The following is an 18,170-nucleotide window of genomic DNA, read 5'->3' as shown; positions in this document are numbered from 1 at the left end:
AAAGTATATTACTCTTCATGCGCATTGGGAACGGCTTTTCTAGATCCTAGTAAGCTGAATATATAGCCTTGTCCGATTAGAACTCCAAAAATCGTAACAAAAACGCCTATGATTTGCATGATTTGAGGGATGAAGCCGAACAGGATTTGCACCAATAAGGCTGAAATAGGTACAAAATTGAAAAATATCGCCGTCTTACCCGGACCTCGGATCGCTATTCCAATATTCCAAAATAGGTAGGCTAAAACTGATCCTGCAACCCCTATCCAAAGAAGTGCGAATAAACTAGCGCCGGACATAGACATCGTTTCTTGAAGAGGGGATTCGAATAAAAAGGTTAGGATGCCAAGGGCGACGGTGCCAGAGAGCATCGTCCAGCTTGTTGTTTCAAGCGGGGTTGCGTTCTTGACAAATGACCGCGTGCCCACGGTATAGAACGCCCAACCAATGGAACCTAAAAGAATCATAATATCTCCTTTGGCAAAGGAAACATGGTTAGACAAAAATCTCCCATTTGTTATGACTAAATAGACCCCGAACATGCTAATGAGCATCCCTATAACCCTCTCACAGGTTGGGAAAGATTTATTCATGATAGCTTCAATAATATTAGCACTAATAGGGGTTGTCGCCATGATGAGGGAGGCTGTTATGGGATTTGACGTTTGCAAGCCAACGAATAAAGCGCCATTAAACCCTGCCACACCGATAATCCCTAGGAAAATATAAGAAATAAAATTTTGCGATAAAACATGCCACCGCAAGCCTTCTTTGAAAATCATAATTAAAAATATGGCGATTACGGCAATGAGAAACCGCTCAAAAGAAGCTGTCCATGGAGAAACAGTCGTTAAAGCTATCTTAGTGGCTTGGAAATTGGAACCCCAAAAAAAGGTTCCTACGAGGGTTAAGACAAGAGCTATTCTGGGCGTGATTTTCATTGGATAGATCCTTATACTTGATACCAAAGTGGAACATCGAGACGTATAGAAGAAATTTGTGCGGTATTAGATGAGGAAAGAATAAAGTTGACCGCGGAAGCAATGTTATCTGGGTGAAGCATTTTGGCAAGATTCTCTGGAGGTATCTCTGGGAATCCTTTAAAATTGCGACGAAAATCCGTATTAACTTTATCAACTTGGATTGAACAAACACGAATATTTTGTGGCATTCCCCATAAGCGCAACCCACCAGTATAGCCCTCTACAGCAAATTTAGAAGAAGAATATGAAATTAAAGAAGGATTGTATTCTACACCCCATATGGATGAAATATTTATAATATCGGCGCGAATTTCCTTTTTTAGATAGGGTAAAGTAGCAGCTGTTATATAGAACATTCCTTTAATATTCACATCAAATGTTTCAGCACATTCTTGAGCATCAATTGTTTCTGGATCGCCACTATAACAAATGCCTGCTACATTAACTAAGACATCAAGACCACCAAATCTGAGATAACCTTATGGACAGAAGATTCAATGGCTTCTTTATCGCGGATATCAACAATCAATTTACATAAGCTTGCCGTATCGATGGAGGTTGGTAGTCCTATGTCAATGATGTCTGCACTTGCTACCTTATGACCATTTTTCTTATAATTTACAAATGTTTGTTCTTGCACGTAATGGCCCCCTCCCCACGGAGCCTTAGTTGGATAAGGCTTTTACTTTCCTTAAAAACTAAACCTTCAATTAAAATGCAATACCTTATCTCCTCTTGCGAACTTGCATTGCATGAATCGTTATCGTGCTTTAATATCCTAGTCAATCATTTTTGTAAATTTATTTTATATTATTTTTCATTTTTTACATTATAGGTAATCCTTATGAAGCTATAGCAGATAGTAAGGGATTTTTCTATGGCATTAATATTACGTTGATGCAGCAGGCACGTGTAGCCTTTCCAGACGTTGTACTTAAGACTGAGCTAAAATTAGCAAATTAAACCCTTCTTATTCGTATTTGCGCAAGAGAACTGAGGTGTAACTTGTTGAGCGTAGAAACACCATGCGTGATTATGTGCGCATTGAGCTATAGGACTTAGTTGTATTTAGTATTTTGCGGCTTGAATTTACCGAGGAAAGTGCGAAGCGTTAAATTTATAACAGATGCTACTGACTTACCTCTAATCTAGTAAAGTTCTATCATGACAAAGCCATTTGTTGGGGTGTACGGAAGAGCTTTGTTTTTAACTCAAGTTAGAGGTATGTAATAGCAGATGAGTGCAGTACTCCTTTGCTGTAAAGTCCTCCAATCGGTTTAACTAAAAATATTATGCCGCAATTAGGTGCCCAATATAGCTTGATCATATCTATAAATTTTGGTTTAATACCTTTAGCACTGGAGAACTTTAGTAAAATTAATGCTGTGTGCCTCTATCAAGTTGTAAAATATATTATGCTTTAAGATCTCGGTAAAAATTTTCATGAGAGCCAAGTGCTAACAAGGTCAAAGTAATCGTGTGATCTTCATAGCTGTAAGCGAGCAGCGTCAATTGCTTGGCCATTTTAAACTCATAGACAAAAACAGCAGAAAGATCACCTGTTTTGGCTTGACCAATAGTGGGCGTTTTCATAATGACGCGAACAGCTTGGTCTAGATCTTGTTTTTGGTTGGCATGCAGTTTTTTGACAGTTTTTTTAAATGAATGGGTTTGTAAAACTTGCATAGATTCAGCCAAATTCGAATGCTGTTACATCGCCATCTGCATTTTCTTGTTGTCCAAGTAAGATTGCTTGAATAAATTGAAAGGAGAGATCTGGATTTTCTTCGGCTATTTTGCCCATACGCGACCAATATTCAATTTGCTTAGGAACCGAGCGGCTATAAACAGACGCGTAACGCTTAGCCTCATTAATGAGATCATCAGACAGTTTAACAGTTGTAGCCATGACTATACTCCTACCTTACAATAAGGTGGTAATATAGTTCAAAAGGTGTTAAAAAGCAACCTTTAAAACACAATAACCTTAGCAGATCTCTAACACAATTCCTTCTCTCACAGCCATCTTTCTTAATATCTGAAAGAAGAGAAAATAAAAGATAAATTTAGAACTAAATGATCGAGAATAAGCTCTAAAAAGGTTCGGGATAGGCAGAAAATAAGTTAAAAGAATCAACGGAATCAAAATTCCCGAACTTCTATATAATCTATTGATTTTATATAAATATAGCATTCCTACCCCCTCCGCCACAGCACTTTTGTCGTGCTATAAATTATTGATTCTATATGTCTTGTATGTAGCTTGTCAGCAGGTTTTGCAGCAATTCATTTTTAAAATCCACGTCTTTTTTAAAAAATTAAAGAGGTTTTCAAAGGGTTTTCAAAGACCTTTCAAAGATCATTTAAAGACCCTTTAAGGCAGCTTTTTCTACTTTGCTAAAAGTCGCAATTTGAGATGATGAGCTCTTGAGCTGGAATTGGATTATTTGAACTGCATGTATAAGATATGGTGACCTCTTTTATCTTAAATGGGCTAAAGCTTTTGCGAATCCCCGGCACATCATTGAGTGACAGAAGAAACTTTCCCTTTAATTGTGCAAGCAGTGTGGACATCCTCTGATAATCCTCTCGCTTAAACAAATCCTTGCCATAGTAATCCTCAACACCCCAATAAGGCGGATCAAGGTAAAACAAGATGTTGGGACGATCATAGCGCCTAAAATAAACTCAAACCAATCTAAATGTTCAATGGTCACACCTGCTAAACGACGGTAAATAAGCTTTAAGGAGGCTTCAAGTTTGAGACTATTAAACCGTGCACCACGGTGTGGATCAACTCCAAACGTCTGTTTTGCCACTTTGCCACCAAAACTCAACCGCTGCAGATATAAAAACCGCAATGCCCGCTCTAAATCTGTCAGGGTCTTGGGATCTTGGGTGCGTAACCGTTCAAACGCCTCACGGCTACTCACCTGGAACTCCAACAGATCCATGAAAGGGTAATAATGGCGTTGCAACACCCGAAAAAAATTCACCACATCACCTGAACGATCATTGATCACTTCATATAAAGGAACTAATTTTCTCCTTAAAGATATCCTTTCTGATAAAACCAGTAAAGCCTATTATGCTTTTGAGAGCTTTCATAAGGAGTTAAAGAGTAATTTAAACGACAGTATTACCCAAGAGGAAGCGCTTGAGATGTTAGGACAACATCTTGTAACACGCCCCGTGTTTGAAGCCTTGTTTGATGGTAATGAATTTGTGCAAAACAATGCCATTTCGCAAGCGATGGAAAAGATTTTAGCTGAGTTGGATAAAACCAATATCAAGCAAATATCGAAAGAGTTACAAGAGTTTTATGACAGCGTAAAATTCCGTGCCTCTGGGATTACCTCCCCGCAAGCAAGACAGAACCTTATCATCAAGCTTTATGAAGACTTTTTTACCAAGGCTTTCCCGCGTACGGTAGAAAAATTAGGGATTGTTTATACCCCCGTTGAGGTTGTTGATTTTATCATTCACTCTGTTGATGATGTGTTACGCAATGAAAAGCTTAAGATCACGTGGTGTTTCTATTCTTGACTCCTTTACAGGTACAGGTACCTTTATCACACGGCTTTTACAATCTAAACTGATCAAACCAGAGGATATGGAATATAAATTCCGTCATGATATTCACGCCAATGAGATTGTTCTCTTAGCCTATTACATAGCAGCCATTAACATTGAATCGACTTATCATAGTCTCATGAAAGGTGAGTATATTCCCGATAGGACAATCAGTTGAAAATAGGATAATACAACTTACAGGCATAGGAGTAAAAAATAGCTTTTCTATTTTGATGAGTGAAATTCTTCCAGATAGTAATATGATAAGTGCTAGTCAATGCTTTCCACGCTATATTTACGAAGATACTACGGTTTCAAAAAATAAAAGTGAAAAACAATCTCATTTGTTTGCAAATTCTACAGAAGAAAACAACACAACTGATTTACAATGTCGTGATGCTATTACTGATGAAGGGCTATCCCATTTTCAAACAGCTTATCCGAATGAAATTATCACGAAAGATGATTTATTCTATTACGTTTACGGAATTTTGCATTCGGAAGATTATCGTGCTCGGTATGCTGATAACCTCTCTAAAGAACTCCCTCGTATCCCTCGTGTAAAAACTGCTGATGACTTTTGGAAATTTGTTACAGCAGGGCGTGAATTGGGTCATTTACACGTGAATTATGAAGATGTGGAACCTTATCCAGTCTCATTTAAAAAAGGCAATCCAAAACAGATTGATATTCCTAATCCAGAAAAGTTTTATTACGTGACAGAAATGAAATTCGCAAAAGTTAAGAATAGTAAGGAAAAGGATAAATCTACAGTTATTTATAACAGCAATATCACGATGACAGATATTCCTCTTGAAGCTTATGAGTATATTGTCAATGGCAAGCCTGCTCTTGAATGGATTATGGCGCGTCAATGTGTTAAGACTGATAAAAAGAGTGGTATTGTGAATAATGCCAATCGCTATGCTGTTGAGACCGTTGGAAACCCTGCTTATCCATTGGAGTTATTCCAAAGGGTTATTACAGTAAGTTTAGAGACAATGAAAATCGTGAAAAAACTACCAAAATTAGAAATTAGAGAAACTGAATAAGCTTATAAGACATAATAATCTCATAAGGGGTATAGAGCCTTTAATCATAATCTATACCTCTTAATTAGATATAATCTTAAAAGGAATAATTTATCATGCGTTATTCTAAAAAAAGAACATTTGCACTTTTAAACACTGTCATTTGGATTGCCTTTAAGAGATTATACCGTAATCTAAAATGATAGCTTTATCCTTTTCAAAAGCCTTGTTTAAAGAGAGTTATGTATATCCATTTTGCTTATATTACTTATAGGTTTTGAAGGTTTCTCAAACCCTCAAAATACCTTCAAAAATATACCATGGGTTGAATTTAAGGTTGTGTTGTCGATATAGGTTGTATTATTAAAATAATAACATATTGAAATATAATAACTTTTATTTTTTTGATTGAAAAAAATATATAAGGGGGCGTAAAAGGAACCTTCAAAACCTTCAAAACTCATAACCATAATGATCTTGATAGCATTTCTTATGATTATACCCCCTTTCTTTTGAAAGGCTTTAAAAGATTACATGCTTTCATAAGACGTGTTTTAATCATTCTCTAAAATTATAAGTTTATTCATTTAAGTGGATTGATAAAATTCATTAAAGGGATTTTGATAACGTAATCCGTTTTCATTTTCATATGCTTTTCATAAAGCACGTTTTAATCACTCACTAAAATGATCACTTTTGTCGGTTCAATTTACTGACACATAACTGACATATATATATTTACAGTTGTATTTATGGATTGCATCTTAATAAGGGTTGTATCATTAAAATACTAACATATTGAAATAGAATGTTTTTAATTTTTATCTCATTAAAAAAAACACTATAGGGTCTAAAAACAACTGACAAAAATGACAAAAGTCTATTAAAAGCGATTTTGCTAATCTCTATAGTTATCAATCTCTTTTTAGATGTTTTCATAAAAAGCTATAAATCACAATTATTCTTTCTCTTGTGAAAATGAAAAATGATGCGGTGGCTATAAAGAATATAACAGCTATAGAGAATGCGTGAAAAAGCAGGCTTTCATAATTACAATGCAAATGAATGCATTGGTTATAAAGACAGTTCCTATAAAAGGCTGTTAAATTGCAAATGCACTATAAAAGAAATTAACAGAAATCTTAAAAACCATTTCGCAAAAAACATGATAGGTTATAAAGATAAAAATATGCATGATGAGAGCGTTTATAAATATTATAAATGTATAGATTCAAAAAAGAACGCAATCATTTAAGAAAGCTCATAATATAGCTTTAAAAGAATATAATACAAAAGAAGAAATTAATAAGCATATGATAAATATTTACACACAATGCATTTAAAAAAAATCATAAAAAATATCAAAAAAGTGCATAAATTAATTGACAATAAATACGTATTTTGCTATATAAATACTCAAGTGCTGAAAACACTTAAACTACAAGCGAATAGGTTACGATAAACCTAATCCTATTATAAAAACTGACTATCTTTTATGCTATGATTAGCATATATGATGACTTTGTCGGGTGTGGTCATGCTATACAAAACCTTATAGGGAAAGCATGCCGACGGACTTGTAGCCGTGTTTTCAACGCCCGACGCCCTTATGGGTGTCAACTGAAAACTCATATTTCTACAAGGATTTAGTTATGAAAACTACTTCAAAAAACACCCCCGTTATCTCTAACATTTCAAATGAAACCGCCTCTGTTAACAAACAAGAGCCTGCAAAAAAATACGAATTTATTAATGATGGCGAATATATAGATGGTCATTTCTTAACACGAATTAGAGCTTTAAGAGATTTTGATGATGTCAAAAAAGGTGATCTCGGGGGGTATATTGAAAGTGAAGATAACCTCTCTCATGATGGCGATTGTTGGGTATATTCTGACGCTTGTGTCTATGGTCATGCCAAAGTCTATGACAATGCTAAAGTTTACGGTTATGCCAAAGTTTATGGCTATTCTTTCGTTTATAAAAACGCTGAAGTTTTTGGCAATGCAGTCTATGACGGTACTGTAATTTTAGGTAAGTTACATTGTGATATCCGAAAACATAATAATTAAATTATAAATCATCTAGAAAACATGAGGTAGTGAATAAATGATAAGCTTTTTCACATTCTAATAAAAACTCGTAATTATATACTTTAACGCTGTTTTAAAATTTTATTGTTATCTTAAAAATTATCCTCTTTAAGGATAATTTAATATTGCTATAACATTTTTAGATTTTGCGCTCGCCAATTTTGGCGAACATTAATTTGTTCCTTTTTGCGATTAACACTCCAATCTTTAAAACAAGCTGTGCTCTTTAAACGTATGTTATCGATAATTTCAAACGACTAAATTTTAAATAATGCGATTTTGAGTGATAAAAACGTATCATAAAATTTATAAACCGTTATGAATGATAACTGCTTTTCATTTCATTTAAATACACACATGCATTATAATATTTACATCATGATTTGCTTTTTATGGTCTATTCATACATGGTAATCTTTTATAAAAAATGGTCAATTTAAACATGTATAAAAGTGTGGATTCTTAAGTGGATTCATATAAAATAATTGAACTCAACATATTGACTTTATTGTATTTTTTATGATAATATCTTTCCTGATAAGAGATCAGCCCTTCCTTGCCATATTTATTACCTGCCAATTCAGCTGCTTTAATCACTGCCTCTTTAAGAAGATGTGTATTCTTATTCGGTACCCCTTTGACACGCCCTTGCCCTGCTTTCGGTGGTATTCTTTTTGGCTGCGAAGTCACCTCTGTATTTTCTGCTGTCATCAAATACTTTCTCCAGATAACAAAAAACCCCGCAAACGCAGGGCTCTAAACAATCATATCATTATAAAAGGGGTTTAACGAGAAACGATCTACTGTAATTTTGGACGCAAGTCGACCAGTACAGCAGCGCTGTAAAACACCATTATTTACACCATGTCAACAAAAAAATCACGATATTGTATGTTTTTTTATTTTTTATCTAAATCTAGTATCTTTTATAGCCAAATATAGCCAAAATCCGCAATTGCCTCATCTAAACGAATCAATTACACAACTGACAATTAATAAAAAGGGGGAGGAACAGTGCGCGATATTGTCATAGTAATAGTGGGTATACTCACACTATGGGCTATAATCTCCGATATGTGGGAAGAAGCAGAGAATGGTCGGAATACAGAACTCCAAGGTACTCTTTTATTGGTCATAGTACTCGGTGTGCTTTGGTATCTTGAATTTTCAAGAAACTTTTTATTAATAGTGGCAATTTTGCTGTTTGCTTGGAGAATTTACCTAGGAATAAAAGCAAATTGTGAACATGATCGCTTAATTGAAAATTACAGACAGCGTCTGATTGGAAGGATCAAAGAATTAATGAACTTCAAGCGGTTGAAGAGGAAATAATTAATGAGGAATTGTCCAAGATAATAATAAAAGCTTTGGCAACAACAGAAAAAAATAATGATGATGAAGAAACAGAATAAATCTGGTTGAGAAAAAATAAATTAAAGTTTCAATACTGTGACTTATAATTAATAAAAAGGGAAAACTTCAGTGTTATTTTTCAAAAAAGTAGCTTTACTATTCATAGTGATCAGTGGGCTTTTTCTTTCCTCCTGTGGACAAAAGTCAGACTCAAATGAGAACCGTATTCCAAATAACCTAGCCGATGCAGTTGATATGTTTGATGTTGGTCCTCAAAATTTATATGATCTTCCAAACGAAGTACTCGAGAAATTTAATATTAATCGATACAATCTATGTAAAATGTTAAAAGAGCAATATAAACAGTACTATGGTTATGATAAATTTCAAGATGTTGATTGTAATAGCTATAGGTAAAAAATAAAAACACTAGAAATCATAAACCTAAACAACAACTTCATCTCTTTCTTCTCTTTAGAAACAATAAAGGGCGTTTTTGCGTGCAATAGAATAAATTATTTTCCTTAGTCTTTTACAACGTATTGTACAGAAAAACATTTCACGCCATGCTGCAAGAAACTACGTGAGAAATGTTGCTAGCTTAGCAAGAACTTCGTTCATTATCATAGGGGGAACTGTTTCCATTTTTTTACCCTGACGCGCTCCAATATCAAGAGCACGTGGCTGGTCACAACGTATCACACCTGTTGTATGCAATCCTACGCCCATTAATGAGACAGCAAAACCTGCTGTTCTAGCAAAATTTCCTCCGCTTGTAATAGGTAAGACAATGGGTGTTTTCGTTACACAGTTAAACGCTTCTGGTGATACAATCAGTACAGGACGCGTTCCTTTTTGCTCATAGCCCGAAGACGGATCAAGCGATACAAACCAAATTTCGCCCCGCTTCATCACAAGAGCTCTCTACCAACAGGTTTAGCATCAAACCACTCCATATCCTCATCTGCAAAATCATCTGACGGACTACATTGGACTAATAATTCATCAAGAGTATAACTTGGAAATGTTTGCGGTTTCACAATCAATTGTCCATTATCAACAGCCAAACCAACTTGCGTATTTTCTGTAAGATGGAGAACATCAAGCAATGCTGGCGGTATTGAAAGCATCACTGACCCTCCAACTTTACGTAATTTTGTTGTATGCATAAAACACCCTCTCTAAATATTATATAAAAATATAACATCTTGAAAACTATTTCAAGAGCTTTTGATGCTTTTTAAAGATAGCAGTACAACATTTACCATTTATTTTTTAGGTCAAAATATTTCTGGAGAGCATTCAGAGCAATTCGCAAGGATAGCACAAGATGTGGCAATGTTTGATCTTCTACAACAAGATATTGTAAAGCGCTATGAAGATTATACTGTTTATAGAGACGCTGTGCCTCTCTTACCACCTCTTGTATATTTGAAAACTTCTCTGTTGCACGTTCAACCCACTTCTCTCTTGCTTTGCATCAGAAGATGATGGCATTTCGTCATAAATAGCGCTTGGCAAACCTTTTGCACACGAATAGTCATTTTTCACTTCAAGATATTTTTGCGCTGCATCATACTGGTCTTGGGTAAGTACACCTTTTAAATACAGCCGCCCAACATAAGTACCAGAAAGCGGATTTTTAGCCTCTTCTATGGTCAAGCAGAAGCGCTTTGCACGCATTTCAATTGCCAATTGATTAACAGGATCTTGACGTACTGTTACTTGTGAAGTGTAAGCATCTTGCTTTCTCATACATCCCCTCATCTATGGAAACTCACATTTTTTTCTTTTTGCTATATCTTTAAATCAAAACGGCATGCTGTCATGAGCAGATATGCCATAATCATCAGCACCTGAAGCGATAGCATAGCTTTGAGAAGTGATAGATGAAGGAGTAGATTGCTCTTTTTTTGCATCAAGTAAATACAATTCGCCTTTGTATTGTGACAAGACAATCTCTGTTGTGAAGCGGTCAATACCGTTTTTATCTTGCCATTTACGGGTTTGTAATTTGCCTTCCACATAAACTTTTGAACCTTTATGTAAATATTGAAGAGCAATTTTTGCCAAATGTGGATTAAAAACCACCACGGAATGCCATTCAGTTTTCTCTACTTTTTGATTGGTATTTTTATCCGTATAGCTCTCAGAAGTAGCCAACCGAAAATTGACCACTTCGGCACCAGAATTCATCGTTTTGCTTTCAGGATTATCCCCTAAATAGCCAATTAACATTACTTTATTCAGCATGTTTTTTGTTCCCTTAAGTTTGTGTTTAAATATGTGAAAAATCTTAGCATAATTTTATTATTTTTTCACTTATTTCAATAATATATTACTTATTATTAACATATAACATTATGTTTTATAGCCTTCGGAATAAAAAATTGAGTTTTGCGAATTTATTCAAAATTTTGTTTCATGTAACTTTTTTCTGTGTTATACGTTACATGAAACATAATGGAGATTTTGTTATGGCTACAATGCACGTCAATGAACGCGTTCAAAAACATCGCAACGCACAAAGAAAAGCGGGGTTGCGCTTAATGCAAATTTGGGTACCAGATATCCGTCAACCGAACTTTGCAGAAGAGTGCCTACGCCAATGTCGCTTAGTGGCAAAAATGGATAAAACAGATACATCTATGCAGTTTTTGATGGATCAATCTTTAATGGATATTGATAGCTGGACAGAATGATGCGTGGATCTCTCGTAACAATAGCTATGCAAGGCGATTTTGGTAAACCAAGACCTGCATTAATCATTCAAGCCAATCAATTTAGTGAACATACAAGCGTAACAGTTTTACCTATTACCAGCACACTTGTCCCAGCCCCATTACTGCGCATTACTCTCCAACCAGATAGCAAAAATGGTTTACAAAAAACTTCTCAGGTCATGATTGATAAGATTATGACGGTAAGATGTGAAAAAGTTAGTACAGCTTTTGGTTCCATTCATGCAGATAAAATGGTGGAAATTGAACGCTGCTTAGCTGTATTTTTAGGAATAGTAAAATGAATTAGCACCCTATGTCACTGTTTAGAAATACAGATACTTCATCTTGTATTTAAAACTCTTGATATACATACATAAATGTATTAACATAAGATATGAAAATAAGATTTGAATGGGATGAAGTTAAAGCAAAAAGTAATCTTAGAAAGCACCGTGTAAGTTTTGAAATAGCGGCACGTGTTTTTGCAGACCCATTCGCCATGGTTAAACAAGACCGTATTGAAAACGGAGAGTATCGTTGGCAAACTTTAGGGCTTGTAGATGGCTTTTTATTGTTGCTTGTAGCGCATACTGTCTACTGTCCATGACGATAAAGATGGCATAGAGGTTATCCGTATTATTTCAGCGCGGCGCGCTAATTTGAAAGAGAGAAAATGTTATGAAGAAGAAAGTTCGTTATGAAATTGATGTAGGTCATTTATCACCTTTGACGGATAAACAGAGAGTTGAAATTGATGAACTTGCAGCAATGCCGGAGAGTGCAATTGATCATAGTGATATTCCACCACTTGATGATGCGTTCTGGAAAAATGCTGTTCGCAATCCATTCTATAAACCAACAAAAACTGTCACAACAGTGCGTGTGGATTCAGATGTGCTAGCGTGGCTTAAGAGTCAAGGGAAAGGTTATCAAACGCGGATTAACGCCATTTTACGTGATGCTATGCTTCGTTCAATGCGTTGACCTCTCCCCATAATAAAAACACATCAAATGGCTTTTGATAATTTTTTGATTTTCTTATTGATTTCATCAATGAGCGGTTCGTAATTGAGAACGCTTTCAGGTACCGTACCACCGTAAACCCACGCTTTCACTTGCGCCTTGGTACTGTAATCAACATTCGCAGGCATCTCATGGTATTGACCACCATCGAATTCCTCGTATTCTCTTGCACCATCTTCATATTCGTAAAGGTTGTAAAAATATTCTGCTACTCCCAATCCCCATGGGACATGTCCTACCGCTGTTGCCACAAACTTTTTTTGTATCGGCTGTTTACGGTTTATTAAGGATAAATGTTTTAAAATCGGCATGTTTTAATCCTAACTTTACCTATGAGCTTATTTGTATCAAATTTGACCGTACAGAGCGTTTTGTATTGCGGATGTGGTTTTTTCATCATAAAATCTTTAAATCGCTCTGTAAGATGCCTTTTTAGCTGTTTAAACACATATCTAATCTCAAAATGATCAGCACTTTTCACTACTTTGCTGTCTTTAAGCTGCTTTTGAACGATCATCGTTATGACACTCTTCGCTAGGCTTGCGTATTCTCGTGAATGAAATGCATTTACCACCCAATGCCTTGTTGCGTGTATTTTCAACAGCGATAAAAACTTTCTCAGCAGCTCCAAGAAGACTGCTTTCCAAATCACGACAATACTGTGCAAGATCAGCGCACGAAGGAACAAACGTCGTTGACATGCCTTTGGCTTCTCCACATATAAGATTTTTAACAGCCTACAACAAAGCCCGTAACGAAATGCCGTTAAGAGCAACGATATAAGCCTTTGCACGTGCCTCTGCATTCGAAACTTTTTGCATTGTCAAACCACCTTCAAGCACATCAAGAGCCTCTGCAATGTCTTCAACAGACGCTTTCAAGGTAAGTAAGTTTTGAACTGTCTGATAAGTTGCAAAAGCTTGTTCCTCTAGTGCTGGTGTTAATTTCATGCCATTGATCAAGGTCCATGGATACTCCCTTGTGACGCATTGCACCATCTGTTGTGCAATATTTTGAAGTGGAGTCGCTAAATCCTGCTTCACAGATAAGGTTACGGATTGTCTCTCCGGTACCACCACGAGTTCCTTGATCTTTTGAAAAGTTTCCATTGTTTCCACCATTGTCATTAATTTCGTATTTTTTTGAATTTCTTACCCAGTTACGCCATGTTGCTTGCCAATCGATTTTGGTTGCATTTGCTCCGGCTTTTGAACGCCAGTAATCTTGAAATTTTGCCATTTCGACTTTCACACGCTCTGGTGGCAAGCCCTCTGCAAGCGCAAAATCGTAATCCGGTTCAAAATCAGCAGGAATACGACAGCCCCGATTAGCTTTCGTTCGTTTCGCTTTCTTAGGAACGCTTTCTTGCTCGTGAATGAGTGGTTTGTTTTCTGATGATGTTTCGATTTGTTCTGATTGGCTTTTGAGAGCATCATCTTCTGTTGGCTCTTCAACCAAATCGGTTGTTTCTAAATTTTCAGAACCAATTTCTTTTTTTGCTAATACGATAGTATTAGTTTTTTTATTATATATGTTATTGTTAATGTTAATGGCATTGCGGTCGCATTGCGCAACACTATGCGCATCGCATACGCTCTGCATGCAATCCGCATATGCGCTTTCATTTTTATCGTCATTTTTACCTTTTGTTTTATGCCATCTAGAATTAGCTGCTTTTGATGCTGCTTCTGATTTTTCTTTGCTATCATTTAATTCTAATTCAACATCTGGATTCCACAAACGACCGTCTTCTAAACAAATGATGTGTCTAGTTTCTAATAAAAGATCTAATGCTTTCTGAAATCTTTTTACTGAACAACCAGCCAATAAAGATAAGACTTTAAAATTATTCGTAAGCGGCTCTCCAGTGCGAAGCATTTGAAATCGCAACTTCACATATATAAAACCTTCAAAAGGAGGCAAATATGCAAGATCAAGAAGCCACTTGTCTGCAAATAACCTCGTCCATGGTAATTTACTGGACATACCCCTATTCCCTTTCTTTAATTAAATATAAAATTGCCAAAGCATCCGCTTCATTATCATCACAAGGCGCGTGCCCTTTTGCACGCACCACTTTAATCATTTCTTCTTTTGAAGCATTCCCCTTCCCCGTTGTCGCTTTCTTAATCGTACCAACTGGAATGCCTTCATACGGTATCTGATGATGTTCACACCAAGCCGTTAAAGTTGCTAGAAAGCCACCGTAAACATGCGCTGCATCAGTACCCACATGCCGGCGTACTTCTTCAAAATACACGACATCAATTTCATCAACAGACCTCTTTAGTTCAGAAAGCCATTTCTTAAAGCGCAGATAACGCATACCACCGCCTTCAAAACGGCGTGATTGAAAATGTTCTGTATCGCTTGTTATGTGACCATCAGCACCGCATATAGCCCAACCAGTCTTAGTCCCTAGATCAAGACAGAGAATCGTGTTAGTCATTTACTATTCCATTTAAAAATATTTTTACAAAGCCGTTTGACGGTAATTATTTTCGAAATAAAGGTGGAAAATGCCTGATAATGATGCAATTCAAAATGTAAACAATCAAGTAAACAGCATTCCACTGCAACCTTTGTTTATTACGTCTTGTTATGAAGAGTTTGCTGATGATATTGCGTGGTTTAATTTTCACAATATAACCCCCTTTGATATTAAGTTGCATTCTGTTTCTGGTGTTTACTGTCGGACACCATGTAGTGATATTAAATGGGAATATACTAGTTCTTGGCCTGAAGTATTTCTTTCTGTTGGTCAATTTAATGCCCCTTGTGTACCTTATTGCCATAATATCGAAGATAGAATTCATTTTATAAGTCCACCTGAAGCGCCAGAGGTAAAAGTATTATTAGGACCTATAAATATTCCAGCCCATACAAAATGTTTTGCTATCATAGGAATGCAATTTTGGGCCGATATTAGTGAGACAGAGGGGGCTTCTATTAAACTCACTTTTCAATTTTCTCCGACATATGATTTCACAAAAATTTTTAGTACTAATATTTTTTTAGAACGTGTATTGCTATATTCTCCTAAAGAAGAAGCTAAACGAATCCAAGCATCGTGGGATGAAATGGAAGTTGCAACAGATCGCTTAAAAGCATATCAATTACGATGCTCTTCATCTAATATGGAGACTGCTTATTATGCTTCTCAAATAATCCATGAAACTTCTCTTTGAAAGCTTTTGTGTCACCATGTATCTCTAAGTACAACATTGGTCCTAGAGTGCTTTTAGCTATTAAATGGTTGTGTTCATCAAAAGAAAAATTCCAATCAGAATTACTAAAAACGAGCGTGCACCCCTCTGGTAAGCCTATTGCATATATTAAATCGTCTGAAGTACTAAAAGTATAACGTGGTGTTTTTTTCATTTTCCCCCCTTAAGGTTGTTGTGTATTTATCTGCACGCCATGATAAAGTGCGTAGTCATAGACTTAAAAAAATGAACTCATTCAATTTAAAAATACATTGCATGCCTTATCTTGGTGCATTTATAGACCGATTGTATTTCTGCAAATTGTCTATGAAACGTTTTTTGAAACCATATGCATCACTATATGCCTTTATAGAAAATGATGGTCCTAGAGCACTTTGAACTCTTAAATTATCATTTTCATCAAGAGAAAAGTTCCAATCAGAATCATGAAAAATAATTGTGCTACCGTCTGGAAAATCCATTTCTTTTGTTGAATCTTTTAAAATGTGAAAAGTATAATATGGACTTCGCAAAACATTTGTAGAGCTTTGCATTTTTTTATAAGAGGTATAAAAACAAAAAAACATGATTATATTTGCAATAAAAAGCATAATAATCGTCGTGAAATTTTCCATCTTTATTCCCTCTCCTTATATTGAGATTGTATCGTCTTATTTTCTTCTCCTATCTGTTATTGTACCAATGAAAAAATACAATAATATTCAAAACAATAATCGATATGGACAGTAATGATATTGCTAAACCGTAATCCATCTTTATTTCCTTTCTTCATATTGTGGTTGTATCATCTTATTTTGTTCATACGGTTTCTCACTCAAACTCAAACCGTTGATAAAAGAAGGCGTTGGAGGTGACTGTTCATTCCATAACGCTTCGAGAAGATATGCAACGGTTCCCCTTGAAGGGACACCATATTTTTCCCAACGCCATACCGTTGATTTGTTGACGCCTAACCGTTCTGCCATTTCTTTCAGAGTTAAATTCAGATTTTTACGTAACTGTTTTACTGCTATTTTTCCCATAAAAAATAATATGCATTATGACTACTTAAAAGTCAAGTCGAAATGCATATCGATTATATGCAATATGAATATATTTAAGGAGATAAAAATGCTTAGTAACACGATAGACCAATCTGCTAGATTAATAAAAGCGCGTTTAGCGCGCGGTTTTAGGAGTGCAAAAGAAGCAGCTAGATATTTTGGCTGGAACTACTCTAGCTATATACAGCACGAACAAGGATTAAGAGGAATATCACGGGCATCTGCAAAATATGCAAAAGCATTTAGAATTAGTGAAGGGTGGTTATTAACCGGAGAGGGAGATGGCCCCTCCTTTCCAATCCCCGCCACAAAACAAACCGTTGATGAGCAAATTATTAATCTACTACAAAAAACAACTCAGCCAGATAAAGAAACAATTCTTCACCTTTTAAATCGCCTGCATGCAAAAGAAAAAAAATAAAAGCTTTTTTTCTTTCATTACTAAACGTAGAAACCAGCTGCATAATTTTGTTATCTAATTCTATATCACCTTTTATTATTTTCATAACCATTCACTTTCCCCTTTCATGAGAATCGTCATTTAGAAAAAAATCTTCTTACAAGATTTTTATATCGTTTAAAATAAAATACACATAATGCATATTTTATTGTTGACAGGTATGCATTATGCGTATTATATATATTCCATAAACCACACACAAACGATTGCCAAAAGGCGTTAGGGAGGAGCAATTATGGAAAAGCCAATTCTTATAAATTCTAATGAAATTCTTTTAATCTACTTCGATAAAGATCAACACATTGCAGAAGGTGGACCACTTGATGCAAGCCAAATTCTAAGCATTGTTTATGGGGTAGATGATGTTATACAAATCTTTCGCATAAATCCTTCTGAAAAGAGTTGTGAAGACATTTCTGAAGAGATTGCTGAAGCATATGTAGAAGAAAATATCGACCATCTCCATGAGGAGAGTGTAGTTCATTACTTTATACGCGAAAGTGATACTTACAATGACCTTTTAGATGATTTAGCAAAAGAAAGATATAATGATGAGGTCTACGGTACCTATGAAGAACAGCACCGTTTAACTCCTTGGGATGTCCTTCCAAACTACCCAAGCTATACGTCACGTTTCTAAAAGCACCCCTTTTTCAAAAAA

23 protein-coding genes and 6 pseudogenes are annotated in these 18,170 nt (G+C 35.6%); 11 read left to right on the top strand and 18 right to left on the bottom strand.

All coding sequences use genetic code 11. The features are described from left to right. Positions 1–8 precede the first annotated feature (8 nt). The 6 genes and pseudogenes from T429_RS0101680 to T429_RS11215 form a co-directional block, all read right to left on the bottom strand. On the bottom strand, positions 9–941 hold the full coding sequence (locus T429_RS0101680) for a DMT family transporter (protein ID WP_005773867.1): 933 nt from the start codon (positions 939–941) through the stop codon (positions 9–11). A gap of 11 nt (positions 942–952) precedes the next feature. Further along, positions 953–1,414 carry an SDR family oxidoreductase gene (locus T429_RS0101675; RefSeq protein ID WP_078674176.1) on the bottom strand — a complete coding sequence of 154 codons (462 nt, stop codon included), beginning with the start codon at positions 1,412–1,414 and terminating at the stop codon, positions 953–955. A 14-nt stretch (positions 1,415–1,428) separates the two neighbouring features. Next, positions 1,429–1,623, bottom strand: a complete 195-nt coding sequence (locus T429_RS0101670; protein WP_005773869.1) for a hypothetical protein — start codon at positions 1,621–1,623, stop codon at positions 1,429–1,431. Between the two features lie 773 nt (positions 1,624–2,396). After that, complete coding sequence (locus T429_RS0101665) at positions 2,397–2,669, bottom strand: type II toxin-antitoxin system RelE/ParE family toxin (protein WP_005773870.1); 273 nt, start codon at positions 2,667–2,669, stop codon at positions 2,397–2,399. A gap of 4 nt (positions 2,670–2,673) precedes the next feature. After that, on the bottom strand, positions 2,674–2,892 hold the full coding sequence (locus tag T429_RS0101660) for a TA system antitoxin ParD family protein (RefSeq protein ID WP_005773872.1): 219 nt from the start codon (positions 2,890–2,892) through the stop codon (positions 2,674–2,676). 488 nt (positions 2,893–3,380) lie between these two features. Beyond that, positions 3,381–4,060, bottom strand: a pseudogene (locus tag T429_RS11215) (DNA adenine methylase). Here T429_RS11215 and T429_RS10955 point away from each other — a divergent pair. Both T429_RS10955 and T429_RS0101630 read left to right on the top strand, forming a co-directional pair. Next, positions 4,050–5,608: pseudogene (locus T429_RS10955) on the top strand (type ISP restriction/modification enzyme); the annotation flags it as partial. The pseudogenes T429_RS11215 and T429_RS10955 sit on opposite strands and share 11 nt — an antisense overlap. A 1,631-nt stretch (positions 5,609–7,239) precedes the next feature. Continuing rightward, positions 7,240–7,617, top strand: a pseudogene (locus tag T429_RS0101630) (hypothetical protein); the annotation flags it as partial. Between the two features lie 591 nt (positions 7,618–8,208). Here T429_RS0101630 and T429_RS0101625 read toward each other — a convergent pair. Beyond that, a pseudogene (locus tag T429_RS0101625) lies at positions 8,209–8,391 on the bottom strand (hypothetical protein); the annotation flags it as partial. Between the two features lie 303 nt (positions 8,392–8,694). On the opposite strand from T429_RS0101625, the gene T429_RS0101620 reads away from it, so the two are divergent. Both T429_RS0101620 and T429_RS0101615 read left to right on the top strand, forming a co-directional pair. Beyond that, positions 8,695–9,012 (top strand): hypothetical protein, encoded by a 318-nt coding sequence (locus tag T429_RS0101620; RefSeq protein ID WP_005773879.1) that lies wholly within the window; start codon positions 8,695–8,697, stop codon positions 9,010–9,012. Between the two features lie 150 nt (positions 9,013–9,162). Then, the gene (locus tag T429_RS0101615; RefSeq protein ID WP_005773880.1) at positions 9,163–9,450 is read left to right on the top strand and encodes a hypothetical protein; all 288 of its coding nucleotides are present in this window, start codon (positions 9,163–9,165) and stop codon (positions 9,448–9,450) included. Between the two features lie 162 nt (positions 9,451–9,612). On the opposite strand, the gene T429_RS0101610 is transcribed toward T429_RS0101615, so the two are convergent. From T429_RS0101610 to ssb, 4 genes and pseudogenes are all read right to left on the bottom strand, one after another. Continuing rightward, positions 9,613–9,945 carry a type II toxin-antitoxin system PemK/MazF family toxin gene (locus tag T429_RS0101610; protein WP_005773881.1) on the bottom strand — a complete coding sequence of 111 codons (333 nt, stop codon included), beginning with the start codon at positions 9,943–9,945 and terminating at the stop codon, positions 9,613–9,615. Next, entirely contained in the window at positions 9,945–10,202 is a 258-nt protein-coding gene (locus tag T429_RS0101605) for an AbrB/MazE/SpoVT family DNA-binding domain-containing protein (RefSeq protein WP_005773883.1), read from the bottom strand. The genes T429_RS0101610 and T429_RS0101605 overlap by 1 nt, the downstream gene beginning before the upstream one ends. Before the next feature lie 92 nt (positions 10,203–10,294). After that, a pseudogene (locus tag T429_RS0101600) lies at positions 10,295–10,788 on the bottom strand (hypothetical protein). A 54-nt stretch (positions 10,789–10,842) separates the two neighbouring features. After that, the gene (gene ssb, locus T429_RS0101595) at positions 10,843–11,286 is read right to left on the bottom strand and encodes a single-stranded DNA-binding protein (protein ID WP_005773886.1); all 444 of its coding nucleotides are present in this window, start codon (positions 11,284–11,286) and stop codon (positions 10,843–10,845) included. A gap of 224 nt (positions 11,287–11,510) precedes the next feature. Here ssb and T429_RS0101590 point away from each other — a divergent pair, with 224 nt between their 5' ends. The 4 genes and pseudogenes from T429_RS0101590 (at position 11,511) to T429_RS0101575 (ending at position 12,740) form a co-directional block, all read left to right on the top strand. After that, positions 11,511–11,735 (top strand): antitoxin MazE family protein, encoded by a 225-nt coding sequence (locus T429_RS0101590; RefSeq protein WP_005773887.1) that lies wholly within the window; start codon positions 11,511–11,513, stop codon positions 11,733–11,735. Further along, positions 11,735–12,058: a type II toxin-antitoxin system PemK/MazF family toxin gene (locus T429_RS0101585; RefSeq protein WP_005773888.1), complete on the top strand. Its 324-nt coding sequence runs from the start codon at positions 11,735–11,737 to the stop codon at positions 12,056–12,058. The genes T429_RS0101590 and T429_RS0101585 overlap by 1 nt, the downstream gene beginning before the upstream one ends. Positions 12,059–12,150: 92 nt before the next feature. Then, positions 12,151–12,457, top strand: a pseudogene (locus T429_RS10845) (BrnT family toxin). Next, positions 12,435–12,740, top strand: coding sequence for a BrnA antitoxin family protein (locus T429_RS0101575; RefSeq protein WP_005773890.1), 306 nt, complete (start codon positions 12,435–12,437; stop codon positions 12,738–12,740). The pseudogene T429_RS10845 and the gene T429_RS0101575 overlap by 23 nt, the downstream one beginning before the upstream one ends. A gap of 23 nt (positions 12,741–12,763) precedes the next feature. Here T429_RS0101575 and T429_RS0101570 read toward each other — a convergent pair whose 3' ends face one another. The 5 genes from T429_RS0101570 to T429_RS0101545 form a co-directional block, all read right to left on the bottom strand. Beyond that, positions 12,764–13,090 (bottom strand): hypothetical protein, encoded by a 327-nt coding sequence (locus T429_RS0101570; RefSeq protein ID WP_005773891.1) that lies wholly within the window; start codon positions 13,088–13,090, stop codon positions 12,764–12,766. A 183-nt stretch (positions 13,091–13,273) separates the two neighbouring features. Beyond that, entirely contained in the window at positions 13,274–13,480 is a 207-nt protein-coding gene (locus T429_RS0101560) for a hypothetical protein (protein ID WP_005773893.1), read from the bottom strand. A gap of 36 nt (positions 13,481–13,516) precedes the next feature. Then, positions 13,517–13,660, bottom strand: coding sequence for a hypothetical protein (locus T429_RS10545; RefSeq protein WP_154645780.1), 144 nt, complete (start codon positions 13,658–13,660; stop codon positions 13,517–13,519). After that, positions 13,644–14,765, bottom strand: a complete 1,122-nt coding sequence (locus T429_RS0101550; RefSeq protein ID WP_005773894.1) for a DUF1376 domain-containing protein — start codon at positions 14,763–14,765, stop codon at positions 13,644–13,646. Before T429_RS0101550 ends, T429_RS10545 begins: the two co-directional genes overlap by 17 nt. A gap of 4 nt (positions 14,766–14,769) precedes the next feature. Beyond that, a complete protein-coding gene (locus tag T429_RS0101545) occupies positions 14,770–15,228 on the bottom strand; it encodes a crossover junction endodeoxyribonuclease RuvC (RefSeq protein ID WP_005773895.1) in 459 nt (152 codons plus the stop codon). Positions 15,229–15,298: 70 nt separating this feature from the next. Between T429_RS0101545 and T429_RS0101540 the strand changes: the two genes are divergently transcribed. Next, the gene (locus T429_RS0101540; protein WP_005773896.1) at positions 15,299–15,967 is read left to right on the top strand and encodes a hypothetical protein; all 669 of its coding nucleotides are present in this window, start codon (positions 15,299–15,301) and stop codon (positions 15,965–15,967) included. A gap of 299 nt (positions 15,968–16,266) precedes the next feature. On the opposite strand, the gene T429_RS0101530 is transcribed toward T429_RS0101540, so the two are convergent. Both T429_RS0101530 and T429_RS0101525 read right to left on the bottom strand, forming a co-directional pair. Next, on the bottom strand, positions 16,267–16,620 hold the full coding sequence (locus T429_RS0101530; RefSeq protein WP_005773898.1) for a hypothetical protein: 354 nt from the start codon (positions 16,618–16,620) through the stop codon (positions 16,267–16,269). Between the two features lie 141 nt (positions 16,621–16,761). Next, a complete protein-coding gene (locus T429_RS0101525; protein WP_005773899.1) occupies positions 16,762–17,028 on the bottom strand; it encodes a helix-turn-helix domain-containing protein in 267 nt (88 codons plus the stop codon). An 88-nt stretch (positions 17,029–17,116) separates the two neighbouring features. On the opposite strand from T429_RS0101525, the gene T429_RS0101520 reads away from it, so the two are divergent. Both T429_RS0101520 and T429_RS0101515 read left to right on the top strand, forming a co-directional pair. Beyond that, on the top strand, positions 17,117–17,470 hold the full coding sequence (locus tag T429_RS0101520; protein ID WP_005773900.1) for a helix-turn-helix domain-containing protein: 354 nt from the start codon (positions 17,117–17,119) through the stop codon (positions 17,468–17,470). A 274-nt stretch (positions 17,471–17,744) separates the two neighbouring features. Next, positions 17,745–18,149, top strand: a complete 405-nt coding sequence (locus tag T429_RS0101515; RefSeq protein WP_005773902.1) for a hypothetical protein — start codon at positions 17,745–17,747, stop codon at positions 18,147–18,149. Positions 18,150–18,170: the final 21 nt, after the last annotated feature.

The sequence above is a fragment of the Bartonella elizabethae F9251 = ATCC 49927 genome, from assembly GCF_000518165.1.
GTDB lineage: Bacteria > Pseudomonadota > Alphaproteobacteria > Rhizobiales > Rhizobiaceae > Bartonella > Bartonella elizabethae.
This window is presented reverse-complemented; position numbering and strand designations above follow the sequence as displayed.